The organism is Chryseolinea serpens, from assembly GCF_900129725.1.
Taxonomy (GTDB): Bacteria; Bacteroidota; Bacteroidia; order Cytophagales; family Cyclobacteriaceae; genus Chryseolinea; species Chryseolinea serpens.
Window position 1 is genome coordinate 3,450,240 of sequence record NZ_FQWQ01000001.1, and the last position, 14,277, is coordinate 3,464,516.

The 14,277-nt window shown below is 52.9% G+C and carries 10 protein-coding genes; 7 read left to right on the forward strand and 3 right to left on the reverse strand.

The features are described from left to right. Positions 1-19: 19 nt before the first annotated feature. The 6 genes from ispF (at position 20) to BUB30_RS13960 (ending at position 9,738) form a co-directional block, all read left to right on the forward strand. Positions 20-502 carry a 2-C-methyl-D-erythritol 2,4-cyclodiphosphate synthase gene (ispF, locus tag BUB30_RS13935; protein ID WP_073134540.1) on the forward strand — a complete coding sequence of 161 codons (483 nt, stop codon included), beginning with the start codon at positions 20-22 and terminating at the stop codon, positions 500-502. Then, on the forward strand, positions 502-1,179 hold the full coding sequence (gene mnmD / locus BUB30_RS13940; protein WP_073134542.1) for a tRNA (5-methylaminomethyl-2-thiouridine)(34)-methyltransferase MnmC2: 678 nt from the start codon (positions 502-504) through the stop codon (positions 1,177-1,179). The genes ispF and mnmD overlap by 1 nt, the downstream gene beginning before the upstream one ends. Before the next feature lie 275 nt (positions 1,180-1,454). Then, on the forward strand, positions 1,455-5,993 hold the full coding sequence (gene gltB, locus BUB30_RS13945; protein ID WP_073134543.1) for a glutamate synthase large subunit: 4,539 nt from the start codon (positions 1,455-1,457) through the stop codon (positions 5,991-5,993). 10 nt (positions 5,994-6,003) lie between these two features. Next, entirely contained in the window at positions 6,004-7,476 is a 1,473-nt protein-coding gene (locus BUB30_RS13950) for a glutamate synthase subunit beta (RefSeq protein WP_073134545.1), read from the forward strand. A 149-nt stretch (positions 7,477-7,625) separates the two neighbouring features. Further along, positions 7,626-8,507: a carbon-nitrogen hydrolase gene (locus tag BUB30_RS13955; protein ID WP_262485794.1), complete on the forward strand. Its 882-nt coding sequence runs from the start codon at positions 7,626-7,628 to the stop codon at positions 8,505-8,507. Between the two features lie 127 nt (positions 8,508-8,634). Beyond that, a complete protein-coding gene (locus BUB30_RS13960) occupies positions 8,635-9,738 on the forward strand; it encodes an agmatine deiminase family protein (protein ID WP_073134546.1) in 1,104 nt (367 codons plus the stop codon). On the opposite strand, the gene BUB30_RS13965 is transcribed toward BUB30_RS13960, so the two are convergent. The 3 genes from BUB30_RS13965 to rimO form a co-directional block, all read right to left on the reverse strand. Then, complete coding sequence (locus BUB30_RS13965) at positions 9,735-10,322, reverse strand: 5-formyltetrahydrofolate cyclo-ligase (protein ID WP_073134548.1); 588 nt, start codon at positions 10,320-10,322, stop codon at positions 9,735-9,737. The two genes, BUB30_RS13960 and BUB30_RS13965, sit on opposite strands and share 4 nt — an antisense overlap. A gap of 32 nt (positions 10,323-10,354) precedes the next feature. Beyond that, entirely contained in the window at positions 10,355-11,923 is a 1,569-nt protein-coding gene (gene bshC / locus BUB30_RS13970; protein WP_073134550.1) for a bacillithiol biosynthesis cysteine-adding enzyme BshC, read from the reverse strand. 68 nt (positions 11,924-11,991) lie between these two features. Further along, positions 11,992-13,323 carry a 30S ribosomal protein S12 methylthiotransferase RimO gene (rimO, locus tag BUB30_RS13975; protein WP_073134552.1) on the reverse strand — a complete coding sequence of 444 codons (1,332 nt, stop codon included), beginning with the start codon at positions 13,321-13,323 and terminating at the stop codon, positions 11,992-11,994. A gap of 101 nt (positions 13,324-13,424) precedes the next feature. Here rimO and BUB30_RS13980 point away from each other — a divergent pair, with 101 nt between their 5' ends. Continuing rightward, on the forward strand, positions 13,425-14,267 hold the full coding sequence (locus BUB30_RS13980) for a hypothetical protein (RefSeq protein ID WP_073134554.1): 843 nt from the start codon (positions 13,425-13,427) through the stop codon (positions 14,265-14,267). Positions 14,268-14,277 lie beyond the last annotated feature (10 nt).

Here is a 14,277-nt window from a genome sequence, read left to right on the forward strand (position 1 = left end):
TTCATAAAATTAACGATCGATGAAGATACGCGTAGGCATGGGTTTCGACGTGCACGAATTGGAAGCGGGAAGAAATTTCTACCTCGGTGGCATGCCATTGCCCGATGCGCCTAAGGGTGCCGTTGGGCACTCCGACGCCGACGTGCTCATTCACGCCATCTGCGACGCCCTGCTGGGAGCCGCCAATTTGCGCGATATCGGTTTCCATTTCTCCAACACCGACAACCGGTGGAAGAACATGGACAGCACATTTTTTCTCAAGGAAGTGACACGCCTCGTCCACGAAAAAGGGTGGCGCATCGGCAACGTGGACTGCACCATTTGCCTGGAGAAACCCAAGGTGAATCCGCACATTCCCGCGATGAAAAAGATCCTGGCCCCGCTCATGGACATCACCGAGGACGATGTGTCCATCAAGGCCACCACCAATGAAAAACTGGGGTATGTGGGCCGTGAAGAGGGCGTTTGTGCGTATGCGGTTGCGTTGATCCAAAAAGAATAATGTCGCTCACCATCATCACCACCGGCGATGGCTCGCATTCGCTGCGAAACGAAGCGTTGAATGAGACGTATCATTCAGTTCATGGCGCTTTGCAGGAATCGGTACATGTTTTTATCCGGAATGGGTTGGAGCATCGCCTGCGGGATTTTCACAACGAGTCACTTTCCATTTTCGAGGTAGGCTTTGGCACCGGGCTGAATGCCTTGTTGACGGCAAATTATGCCTTGGAGAATACCGTAACGATTTCTTACACTTCCATTGAAGCCTTTCCTGTGCCCGGGGAAATTTGGAGAACCTTGAACTATGGCTCCACCGAAGAAGGCCAAAAAAGATTTTATTCGCTTCACGAGGCGGCTTGGGAAACCGAACAACAGATCGTTCCCCGGTTCCGCCTGCGCAAAATGCACATCACGTTAGAGGACATGATCCTCCCGGCATCCTCGTTTGACGTCATTTATTTCGATGCCTTTGCACCCAACAAGCAACCCGACTTGTGGACGTTGCCCATGCTGGAAAAAGTGACCGCCTTGTTGAGACCCGGTGGCGTGTTTGTCACCTATTGCGCCAAGGGGCAGCTCAAGCGCGACCTCAAAAGTCTGGGGCTCACAACGGATACCCTACCCGGCCCGCCAGGCAAGAAAGAGATGGTGCGGGCGACGCGTGCGGTGATGGGGTGAGGCGGCAGGTGAAAGTGTAAAAATGACGCTAACGATCGTTCTGAAAATTGAAAAATATCAATCGTTTTCGCTCTAAATTCAATTTTTCAAAATTGCGGACCCTGCAATCGTTGACGTTTTGTAATTTTTATAACCTTTCGGATCAATAGTAAAAAGATTCAAAAAATTGGGAAGAAGTCACAAAAGGCCCCAATTTCCTTCTGTTTGTTTGATAAATTCAAAACTCCGTTCTGCCCTGAGCGGTGTATTTGACGCATAATTAAAACGACCAGAAGATGAAAGAGAAGACCAGACGTGGTTTGTACACCCCTGAACTGGAACATGATGCCTGCGGCATTGGCTTCGTCGCCAACATCAACGGCACCAAAACTAACCAAAACCTGCGCGATGCCCTCTCCATGCTCGAAAACATGGAACACCGCGGAGGCAAGGGAAGTAGCCCCAAAACCGGCGACGGTGCGGGGATCCTGATCCAGTTGCCCCACGATTTTTTTGTTGAAGAATGTAACCGTCTCGGTTTCGAGTTGCCCGCTGCGGGCCGCTATGGAACCGGTATGGTGTTTTTCCCGCGCGACAAAAAGGTGATGAACGCCTGTCGCGAGGTGCTTAGGAGAAATATCAAAGAACTTGGCCTCGAACTGCTCGGCTACCGCGTGGTGCCCGTAGACCACAGCGTGCCCGGTCCTGGTGCTGCCGAAGTGGAGCCTGTCATCGAGCAGGTCTTCGTGAAAGCTAAGGACGAATCGCTGGTGGGCGAAAGCTTCGAGCGCAAATTGTTCGTGCTGCGCAACCTCACCTCGCATGCCATCGCCCGCGATGTGAAAGGCAGCAACAAGGAATTCTACATTACCAGCTTCTCGGCGCGCACCATCATCTACAAAGGCCAGCTGCGCACCGAACAGCTTCGCGAATATTTTTATGACCTGCAGGATCCGCGTCTGAAGACCGCTTTGGCGCTCGTACACTCCCGCTTTTCGACCAACACATTCCCCAACTGGAAACTGGCCCAGCCGTTCCGTTTCATCGCCCACAACGGCGAGATCAACACCATTCGCGGGAACGTGAACAAAATGAAGTCCAAGGAAGCCCTCTTCAAATCGACGTTGTTCACCGACGAAGAATTGAAGATGTTGCTGCCCATCACCAGCCCCGACGGCTCCGACTCCGCCAACCTGGATGCCCTGGTAGAAATGCTGGTCTTGTCTGGACGTTCATTGCCGCACGTGCTCATGATGCTGGTGCCGGAAGCGTGGCAGGACAACAAGCTGATGGACCCGCACCGCAAGGCCTTCTACAAGTATCACGCTTCCATGATGGAACCGTGGGACGGCCCCGCCGCATTGGTATTCACCGACGGCACACGCATCGGCGCGACACTCGACCGGAATGGTCTTCGCCCGCTGCGCTATTGTGTGACCCGCTCCGGCCGCGTGATTGCCGCCTCTGAAGCCGGCGCATTGCCCGTAGATCCCAAAGACATTATCGAAAAAGGCCGCATCACCCCCGGCAAGATGCTCATGGTCGACACCAACCTGGGTAAAGTGCTGGACGACGAGAAAGTGAAGCGTGCCGTATACGAAGGCAAGTCGTACTACAACTGGATCATCCAAAACCGGTTGAAACTGCGCCTGGAGCCCGAACACGAGTGGGTGGAAAGCAGCTTCGACGAGAAGACGCTCGTGCAACGCCAAAACGCCTACGGCTACACCGCCGAAGACGTGAAGATGCTGCTGCTCCCCATGGCCGAAAAAGGATACGAAGCCGTTGGCTCTATGGGCGACGACACACCCCAAGCCGTGTTGTCGAAAGAGAGCCGTCACCTTTCGAACTATTTCAAGCAACATTTTGCGCAGGTAAGTAACCCGCCCATCGACCCCATCCGCGAGCGGTTGGTGATGTCGCTCTTCACACGCGTGGGCTCCAGCCTCAACGTGTTGGAAGAAACGCCGGAACATACCCGCCAGATCCATATCTCACAACCGGTATTGCTCAACGCCGACCTGGAAAAATTCAAGCACCTGCAAGACCAGGGATTTGAATGCGCTGTGATCCAATGCGTGTTCAAGGCCGATGGTGAACCCGGTCGTTTGGAAGAAAGCCTCAACCGCATCTGCCAGGAAGCCGAGAAGGCTGTTCGTGCCGGAAAGAAGATCCTCATCCTTTCAGACCGGAAGATCAGCAATGAATTTGCTCCCATCCCGTCCCTCTTGTCGGTGGGTGCGGTGCATCAATACCTGGTGGAGAAAAGAATTCGCACGCAAGCCGGCCTCGTTGTAGAAGCAGGCGATGCGTGGGAAGTACATCACTTTGCCACCATCGTGGGTTATGGCGCCAGCGCGGTGAACCCTTACATGGCCTTAGAGACCATCCACTTCCTCAACAAGCAAGGCGCTTTCTACAAGCCCCTTCCCGATGAAGAAGCGTACTCCAACTTCCAGAAGGCCGTTGGCAATGGTTTGTTGAAGGTGATGTCCAAGATGGGTATCAGCACCTTGCAGTCGTATCAGTCTTCGCAGATCTTTGAAGCGCTGGGTATCGGCAGCGATGTGGTAGAGAAATGTTTCAGAGGCACGATCAGCCGCATTGAAGGTTTGTCGTTTGATGATATCGCGAAGGAAGTACTGGTGCGTCACGAGCTTGCTTATGAGAACGAAAGCAAGGAACTCCCCGTAGGCGGTGTGTATCAGTGGAAACGCCGGGGTGAGAAACACTTGTTCAGCCCCGAAGTGATCCACTTGCTGCAACACTCCACCAAGTCGAACAACTACGAGCTCTTCAAGAAATACGCGCAAAAGATCAACGATCAGACGAGAGACACCCTCACGTTCCGCGGCTTGTTCGAATTCAAAAAACGCAATCCTATTGCGCTGGAAGAAGTTGAACCTGTCGAAGAGATCTTCAAACGTTTCGCTACGGGCGCTATGTCATTTGGATCCATTTCGCACGAAGCGCACAGCACCCTGGCCATTGCCATGAACCGCATCGGCGGAAAGAGCAATAGCGGTGAAGGGGGAGAAGACGAAGCTCGTTTTGAGAAGAAGCCTAACGGCGACTGGGAACGTTCGGCCATCAAGCAAGTGGCTTCGGGCCGCTTCGGTGTGACCAGCTACTACCTGGCAAACGCCGACGAACTCCAGATCAAAATGGCGCAAGGTGCAAAGCCCGGCGAAGGAGGTCAGTTGCCCGGCCATAAAGTTGACGAATGGATCGGACGCGTGCGTCACTCTACACCCGGTGTAGGGTTGATCTCGCCCCCGCCTCACCATGATATTTATTCCATTGAAGACCTGGCGCAGTTGATCTACGATTTGAAGAACGCCAACCGCCAGGCCCGTATCAACGTGAAGCTTGTTTCTCAGGCAGGTGTTGGTACCGTAGCAGCCGGCGTGGCAAAAGCCAAAGCGGATGCTATCCTTATCTCCGGTTCCGATGGAGGAACAGGTGCATCACCCATCAGCTCCGTGCGTCATGCTGGTCTGCCTTGGGAACTTGGTTTAGCGGAAGCGCACCAGACCCTGGTAAAAAATAATTTGAGAAGCCGCGTCGTGTTGCAGACCGACGGACAGATCCGCACCGGCCGCGACATCGCCATCGCCGCTTTGCTTGGCGCCGAAGAATGGGGTGTTGCTACCGCCGCGCTGGTGGTAGAAGGTTGTATCATGATGCGCAAATGCCATTTGAACACCTGCCCCGTGGGTATTGCCACGCAAGACAGCGACCTGCGCAAATTGTTCACCGGAAATCCCGATCACGTCGTGAACTTCTTCACCTTCCTCGCACACGACCTTCGCGAAGTGATGGCTGAACTTGGTTTCCGTACCGTGAACGAAATGGTGGGCCGCGCCGACATGCTGCGCGTGCGCCAGGACATCGATCACTGGAAGATCAAGAAACTCGACCTCTCCCCGATCCTGCAACGCGAGCCCGTGTTGGAACACATCGGTCTCTACAAACAGATCGACCAGGATTTCGAGTTGGAGAAAGTGTTGGATTGGAAACTGGTGGAAGCTGCCCGTGCCGCATTGGACGATGCCGAACCGGTTCAAGAGAAATTCATCATCCGCAATACCGACCGCACCACGGGCGCATTGCTGTCGAACGAGATCTCGAAAAAATATAAAGGCAAAGGATTACCGGAAGATACCATCCACTTCCAATTCAAAGGATCGGCAGGCCAGAGCTTTGCAGCCTTCGTTGCACCGGGTGTGACGTTCGAGCTGGAAGGTGAGGCAAACGACTACTTTGGAAAAGGATTGTCGGGTGGAAAACTGATCGTGTATCCCGACAAGGAATCCACCTTCAAGCCCGAAGACAACATCATCGTGGGCAACGTAGCCTTCTATGGTGCGACCTCCGGCGAAGCGTATATCCGCGGACAAGCCGGCGAACGGTTCTGCGTTCGTAACTCGGGTGTGACCACGGTAGTGGAAGGCGTAGGCGATCACGCCTGCGAATACATGACCGGTGGCCGCGTGGTTGTGCTGGGTAAGACCGGACGCAACTTCGCCGCGGGGATGAGCGGTGGTATTGCCTATGTATTTGATCCCGAACGCGCCCTGGACCGCCTTTGCAACAAAGACATGGTCGATGTGGAGACCATGGAAACGGAAGACAAAGTAGAAGTGAAGGCCATGATCGAGAAACACTTCAAGTATACGGGCAGCGACCCGGCCGAGTGGATCCTCGAAAAGTGGGAAGAAGCTTCCGAGCTCTTTGTGAAGGTGATGCCGAAAGACTACAAGGCCGTGCTGCAAAAAGCAAAGGCTGCAAAGGTATCGGCACCCAAGGTTGGAAAAGTTACAGTTAAAAATTGATTAGACGAACATGGGACAGATAGATGGATTTATGAAGTTCGATCGCGAGATGCCCAAGTCGCGCGATCCCAAAGAGCGGATCAAGGATTACAAGGAAGTATACAATCCCCTCGATAAAGAAAAAGTGAAGCAGCAAGCGTCGCGTTGCATGGACTGCGGCGTGCCCTTCTGCCACAACGGCTGCCCGCTGGGCAACAACATACCCGACTTCAACGATGCGGTGTATCAAGGCAAGTGGGAAGATGCCATCAGGATCCTGAGCAGCACCAACAACTTCCCGGAGTTTACGGGCCGCATTTGCCCCGCACCCTGCGAGGCCAGCTGCGTGCTCAGCATCAACAACAAACCGGTCACCATCGAATACATCGAGAAGACCATCGCCGAGCAGGCGTTTGAGAAGGGCTATATCAAAGCCAACCCGCCCAAGCACAGAACCGGCAAGCGCATCGCGATTGTTGGCTCTGGCCCCGCAGGATTGGCCGCAGCAGCGCAATTGAACAAGGCCGGCCACTGGGTGACCGTGTTCGAGCGCAGCGATCGGATCGGTGGCTTGCTTCGCTATGGCATTCCCGATTTCAAATTGGAGAAGACCGTCATCGAACGTCGCGTCCGCATCATGGAACAGGAAGGCATTATTTTCCGCACCAACGCACACGTAGGGGTGAACATCAGTGCAAAACATCTGAAGGATGAATTCGACGCCATCGTGATGTGCGGCGGCGCCTCTGCCCCTCGCGATCTGCCCATCCCGGGCCGCAAGCTCAACGGCGTGCACTATGCGATGGACTTCCTGCCCCAGCAAAACAAACGCGTGGCGGGCGACCGGATCTTCTCTGGAGAGATCCTGGCTACCGACAAAAATGTCCTGGTCATCGGCGGTGGCGACACCGGCTCCGACTGCGTAGGAACCTCCAACCGTCAGAATGCAAAGTCAGTAACACAGATCGAGTTGTTGGCCAAGCCTCCGATGGACCGCGCCGACAACAATCCTTGGCCGCTGTGGCCCATGATCCTGAACACCTCCTCGTCGCACGAAGAAGGCGTAGCGCGCCAGTGGGCTATCCTCACAAAGGAATTCCTCGGCGACAACACAGGCCGTCTCACTGGGTTGAAGATCGTGGACATTAAGTGGGGCGTAAATCCTCAAGGCAAAATGGGCTTTGAAGAGATCGCCGGCACTGAGCGCATCATCCCCTGCGAACTGGCCTTGCTGGCCATTGGTTTCGTGGGCGCCGAAAAGGGCGGCATGGTGGAAGAGCTGAAGCTGGAGATCGACGAACGCGGCAACATCCGCACCGAGAACTACATGACCTCAGAGGAAGGCATTTTCGCCGCCGGCGATATCCGCAGAGGCCAATCGCTGGTCGTGTGGGCCATCTCCGAAGGTCGCGAAACGGCCCGCGCCGTAGACACCTGGCTGATGGGCGAGTCGAACCTGGAAGCCAAAGACGAATCGTTCGTGCACCTCAGCCACGAAGCCTGATCACGGAACATTAATTTTATATGAAGAAACCTCCTCACCGGGAGGTTTTTTTATTTCCACCACATTTTTCAGGGGAACCATAGCCGTCGGTTCATAGTTATGAACCGGATTTACTTTTTTAATTTTGCACCCATAAAATTTTATAAAACGTGGCAGGAAAAACAGTGAATGTGGGACTCGTGCAGATGTCGTGCACCAAAGACCCGGGCGAAAATCTGGCAAAGGCGATCACCAAGATCCGCGAGGCAGCCGCCAAAGGCGCGCAGATCGTTTGCCTCCAGGAGTTGTTTACTTCTTTGTACTTCTGTGATGTGGAGGATTACCAGAATTTTAAACTGGCCGAATCCATTCCCGGCCCCTCCACCGATGCCCTGAAGGCCGTTGCCAAAGAGCTTGGGGTGGTCATTATCGCTTCCCTTTTCGAAAAGCGCACGGAAGGCATCTACCACAACACCACCGCCGTGCTGGATGCCGATGGCTCCTACCTGGGCAAGTATCGCAAGATGCACATCCCGGACGACCCGGCGTATTATGAAAAGTTCTACTTCACGCCCGGCGACCTGGGCTATAAAGTTTTCAAGACGAAATTTGCCACCATTGGCGTACTCATTTGCTGGGATCAATGGTACCCGGAAGCTGCCCGCATCACCGCGTTGATGGGCGCCGAGATCTTGTTCTATCCCACCGCCATCGGCTGGGCTACTTCGCAGGATGAAGAAACAAACACGGAGCAATACAATGCGTGGCAAACCATTCAACGCAGTCATGCTGTGGCAAACGGAGTGCACGTAGTGAGCGTGAACCGCGTTGGGTTCGAGCAGGATGGGGCGATGAAGTTTTGGGGAGGATCGTTTTTTTCGAATCCGTTTGGAAGCATCTTATATCAGGCTTCCGCCGATCAGGAAGAGGTGAAGGTGTTGCCGCTTGACTTGAGTAAAACCGATCGGTACAGAACACATTGGCCTTTTTTGCGCGACCGTCGGATCGATTCGTATCAGCCGATCACAAAGCGGTATATTGATGAAGACTGAGGCGTCCGAAAAAATTCATTAACCGCAGAGAGGCGCGAAGGACGCAAAGAATAAATGCATTTCTTTGCGTTCTTAGCGCCTCTGCGGTTCAAGTCTGATTTTCTCCCCCGCAAACCAATCCCACAAAATGCATCCGTCCGATTTCCGAACCACCAAGCTTTCTGATTTCAAAACCGCCGGCCTCCCCGCCACGCACACGCCTCAACAACTCGGCTATCACTTCCCCGCAGAGTTTGCACCACACACCGCCACCTGGCTAAGCTGGCCTCACAAAGAAGCTTCCTGGCCCGGCAAGATCGAAACCATCTACCCTATCTACGCCCAGTTCATCAAGCTCGTTGCTGAAGGCGAAAAAGTAAACATTAACGTCGTCGATGAAGCGATGAAAGCGAAAGCTACCCGCCACATCGAACAAGCCGGTGGCGATTTTAAAAACATCAACTTCTTCATCCATCCCACCAACGATGCCTGGTGCCGCGACCACGGCCCCGCCTTCCTGATCAACCCAAAGGCTGCGCAAAAGAAGATCATCGTCGACTGGGGCTATAATGCATGGGGCGGAAAATATCCTCCGTTCGATCTCGATGATCGCATTCCCACACACATCGCAGAACATTATAAAATACCGGTCATCTATCCGGGCATTGTCATGGAAGGAGGCTCGGTAGACTTCAATGGAAGGGGTACCGTGTTAACCACCACCTCCTGTCTCCTCAACGCGAATCGAAACCCCACCTTCAATCAAAAAGAGATCGAAGAATTCCTCCACCAGTTCTATGGCGCTGAAAACATTCTTTGGCTTGGCGATGGCGTGGTGGGCGATGACACCGATGGCCACATCGACGACATTACGCGCTTTGTGAATGAAGACACCGTCGTGACGGTGGTAGAAACCAACAAGCAAGACGAAAATTACGAGCCGCTTCACGAAAATCTCAAAACGTTAAAAACACTTCGCCTTGAAAATGGCAAGCCGCTCAACATTGTAGAGTTGCCGCTACCTTCGGCGATCGTCTACGAAGACATGCGTCTCCCGGCATCTTATGCAAACTTCTATATCAGCAACAAGTATGTTGTGGTTCCCACATTCCGTGATGCACAAGACGACAAAGCCCTGCAAATTCTGGAGCAATGTTTCCCCGATCGCAAGGTGATCGGCCTCGATTCGCTGGATATCATTTGGGGATTGGGCTCGTTCCACTGCCTGAGCCAACAAGAGCCGGCGGTCTAAAAAGACGTTTGACGAAACCGGTGCAGGGATGCCGGTGTGAGGCAATATTGCAAGGGCACATCAAAAGCATTGATGTCCTCAATGGGTTCTACCGGTTCAAAAAAAGAAATGCCTACCGTGATGCAATCGGGCCGGCACGTCGCGAGAAATTTGTCATAGAATCCTTTGCCGTAGCCAACGCGTTGCCCATTCGTGTCGCACGCCAGCAAGGGCACCAAGACCATGTCGATCTGTAGCGGCGGTGTGGGCACGCCTTGTTTGGGTTCGGCTATGCCCCAGGCGTTCTTTTCCAATTGGTGTAGCCCTTCAAAAAAAATATTCTCCAAGGCTCCTGTCGCTTGCTCGATGCGGGGAAGCGACAAGCGGATGTGCGGAAACTCCCGGCGGATCCGGTCGATGATGATCCACGTGTCGGGCTCTTTGTTTTTTTGCAACGGCAAAAACGTGTGCAGCACCTTGATGAAGGAAAGATCCAGGCTCGAAAAAAAATTCTGGTAAAGCTGAAAATTCAACTGCGCGTACTCGGCCTCGGACAACGACAGCCGTTTTCGTAAATACTCTTTCCGCAGCGATGCTTTTGTCATGGAAACAAAGATAGCAGGCTATTGCTTTCGGCCTAGTCTGCGTATGACAAGATGTTGAAGCGATAATCCAGGGGATCGAACGTTTTCAACAGGCGTGTGATGAACTCCGGGTCGCGCTGGTAGAAGTTGAGGAAATTATCGGTTCGCTCCTGTAAACCGCCGTTGGGGAAGAGTTGGTCTTTCACGGCTTCAATTTGACGGAGCTTGTCGCCATGCTGTCGCTTTTCGGCGCGCAACAGCTTGCGCTCAATTTTCTCCAGACTGTTCAACGCCCGTTTTCCCTCTGCACCCACAAAAGGTTCCAACGTTGTGTCGATGGACTCGGCCCGTCTCTTCAACGACGCAAAAAGTTCGGTGACAGCGGCACGTTCCTGGCCCACGGTGAGGTTGCGTGGCGAGTGCGTGAGCACCCAATGATTGAACAAGTAATTCTTTTCTTCAAACAGGTCTTTGAGCTGCAACGAGGTCTTGGAAAATTTACGCGCCACTTCGTGATCCATGACCATCCCGAAATTGCGGGGCATGATCATCGGGAAGGGTGTCTTGAATCGATCGAACACTTCTTTCAACTGCAACCAATAGATCACTTCCGCAGGACCACCCACATAGGCTACGTTGGGCAGGATCATTTCCTGGTACAACGGCCGCAGGATCACGTTGGGGCTCAGCTTCTCCGGTTCCTCTGCAATGATCTTCTCCATCTCCTGCTCCGAAAAAGAAAGATCGCTTTCCAATACAGTAAAGCGATCTCCTTGTTTTTCAATACGGTTCCGGATGCCGGATGCCAGGTAAAAGAAATTTATATCACGACAAAATATCTGTGTCTTGTACCCTTGATTTTCCAACGCTGTGTTGGTGGGGTCCACCAGCTTCTTCGTGTTCTGACGAAGCACGTCCTCGCGCATCACATCGGCGAACAGCGACTTTAAAGAACGGTCGTCGCCGTCGATGACCACGAGGCCTTCGTTGGCAAACAAGGCATTTACGTAGTGTCTCACGGCCGCACTCAGCGTCTTCCGTTTTGAATACGCTTCCGTAAAGATCTTCGTGTCGCCGGAAATTTCCTGCGCCAGTTTATCCAACCCCTTGGTATGAAATCTTCCTACGGCGCCTTTCTGATCCGTTTCCCAGGTATATTTTTTACCAAACAGCTTGAAGTATTTTATCTCTTCATAGTCATGATCTTCCGAAGCCATCCAATAGACGGGTACGAAATTCGATTCCGGGTAGCGCGCCTTTAACTCGCGGCAGGTATTGATGACGGTGACGATCTTAAAAATAAAATACAGCGGCCCTGTGAAGATATTCAGTTGGTGACCTGTTGTTACTGAAAAAGTGTTCCCTGCTTTGAGCGCTGCGATGTTTTCTGATACAGCAGGCGACGGCGTGAAGCCTTCGTACTGTTTTTGCAGTGCCGCTACCAGTACTTCGCGTTGATGCGGTGTGAACGAAGACTTTTTATCCGCGATCTGCCCGCCGAAATTTTCGAGGGTGGGAAAACGATGATAAAAGGGTTTGAGAGTTTCTTTTTGCTGCAGATAGTCGAGGAAGAAATTGCTGAACGCATGGGTATCAGCAAGGGAGACCTTATCAAGCTGCATGGCAAGAGTTAAAGTTGGTGGGACGCTTTAAAACCATAATCCGAATAACGGCAATTTATGGATTAGGTTTAAGATTTTACAGCCGCTCCTTGAACCGCTCTACCGGTTAAATCAAACTCGGTAGCGCCCGTTATGAATACGTTAACAAAATCTCCCAGCCGGAGGTAGTCACCAGGGCTTTCAATGATCACTTCGTTGTCTACTTCGGGCGAGTCGTGCTCGGTGCGACCAATAAAGTTGCCACCTTCCTTGCGGTCTACCAACACTTTGAAGGTCTTGCCGATCTTTTGCGAGTTCAGCTCCAGCGAAATGCCCTCTTGCAGGGCCATCACATCTTCGAGGCGTTGTTGTTTCACTTCGGCCGGCACGTCGTCGGGCAGGCTATAGCTGTGTGTGTTTTCTTCGTGCGAATAGGAAAATATGCCGAGGCGGTCGAAGCGCGACTTCTCAACAAAGTCCATCATCTCTTCGAAGTCCTGTTGGCTCTCGGTGGGGTGGCCGGCGATCATGGTCGTGCGGATAGCAATGCCCGGCACTTTCTCGCGGATGGTTTGCAACAAGGCTTCCGTCTTGTCGCGCGTGGTCCCGCGGCGCATCACCTGCAGCATTCGGGTGGAGGCATGTTGCAGGGGAATGTCGATGTATTTGCAGATGTTGCTGCGCTCGGCCATCACCTCCAGGGCATCCATGGGGAAACCGGTGGGGAAGGCATAGTGCAGGCGGATCCAGTCAATACCTTCCACGTCCGAAAGATTCCGGAGCAGGTCGGCGAGGTTTCTTTTCTTATACAGGTCGAGACCATAGTAGGTAGAGTCCTGGGCGATGAGCAGCAATTCTTTTGTTCCGTTCTTGGCCAGGTTCCGGGCTTCCAACACCAGTTCTTCCATGGGGCGTGAAATGTGGCCCCCGCGCATGATGGGTATGGCGCAGAACGAACAGGGGCGGTCGCAGCCTTCGGAGATCTTCAGGTAGGCGTAATGGCTTGGGTTGGTCAATATGCGCTCGCCAACCAGCTCGTGCTTATAATTGGCCTTGAACACCTTGAGCATGCGCGACAGGTCGCGGGTGCCAAACCAGGCGTCTACTTCGGGGATTTCTTTTTCGAGGTCGTCTTTGTAGCGCTGCGAGAGGCAGCCGGTCACGTAAACTTTGTCCACAATGCCCTCTTCCTTGGCGTCTACATACCGCAGGATGGTGTCTATGGACTCCTGTTTGGCGTTATCGATAAAACCGCAGGTATTGATCACCACCACGCTGGCGTCGTCGGTTTTGGACTCGTGCACGGCGTCGATGCCGTTGCCCCGTAGTTGGGTGAGCAGTACTTCGGAGTCCACCAGGTTCTTGGAGCAGCCCAGGGTGACGATGTTGACTTTGGTATTCTTGGTTCCCTTCGTTTTCAATGCGTTCGCGTCTTGTAATAGGCTGCAAAAATACTAAAAATTAACGGGCACGGAATTTGGGCTTTGGGCCGTTAACTTATCTTTACAGCCGCATCATAACCATGAAAAAAGCCGTCTGGTTCACTTTTTTAGCTGCTATTGCCATTTCGTGCCTCAATAACCCCGATTGTTTTCGGTTGAATAATGGCGAATTCGGCATCAATTTCCGGGTCATGGGCTTTGGCGCGGACAATTCGGTGGTGGACAGCGCAACCATCGTCGGAACAAACATCTACGTTAAGTCCGAAATCCCTTCTTCTATCGGTCTACCCCTCGACCCGTTGCTCGACTCGCTCAAATATAATTTTTATTGGGAGGGCGACAGCTCGGATGTTCTTTCTTTGGGCTATACCTCCCAGATCCAGTTCGTTTCTGCCGATTGTGGAGAACGCCATGTGTTCGGCGGCCTCACCGTTCTGAACTACTCTTTCGATTCCATCAGCGTGTATAGCACCACACCCACCAATCCTTCGTCTGTAAACATCCAAGTCTTTCGTTGTGCCAGGCCTAACTTGTTTGGCCTAAGCTTTAAGCAGCGGGTGACCAGCACGACGACCAAAGACAGCACCGTGATCATCAAATCCATCACGCCCAACTTTGGCGACCCGATTATATTTCAAGGCGCGGATACGTCAAGGAAGGCGGTGTATATACCCCTCAACAAAGAAATCGACAGCGCGGAGTATGTATTCGATTTCGGTGCAGCGGGGACCCGTATGCTTGTGTTGAAGTATGACACACAAGAAAAACTCTGGGCTGTGAAATCTTGCGGCACCACGACCCTGTTTGCGTCGATAAAAGTATCGCCGAGAACAACACTGGTCGCGGAGACCAAGGACTATAAGTTTCTCAAACAGACCACCTCGGATCCCGCTATTCTCAATCTTGAAGTCATCCCAAAATAGACCCAGCATC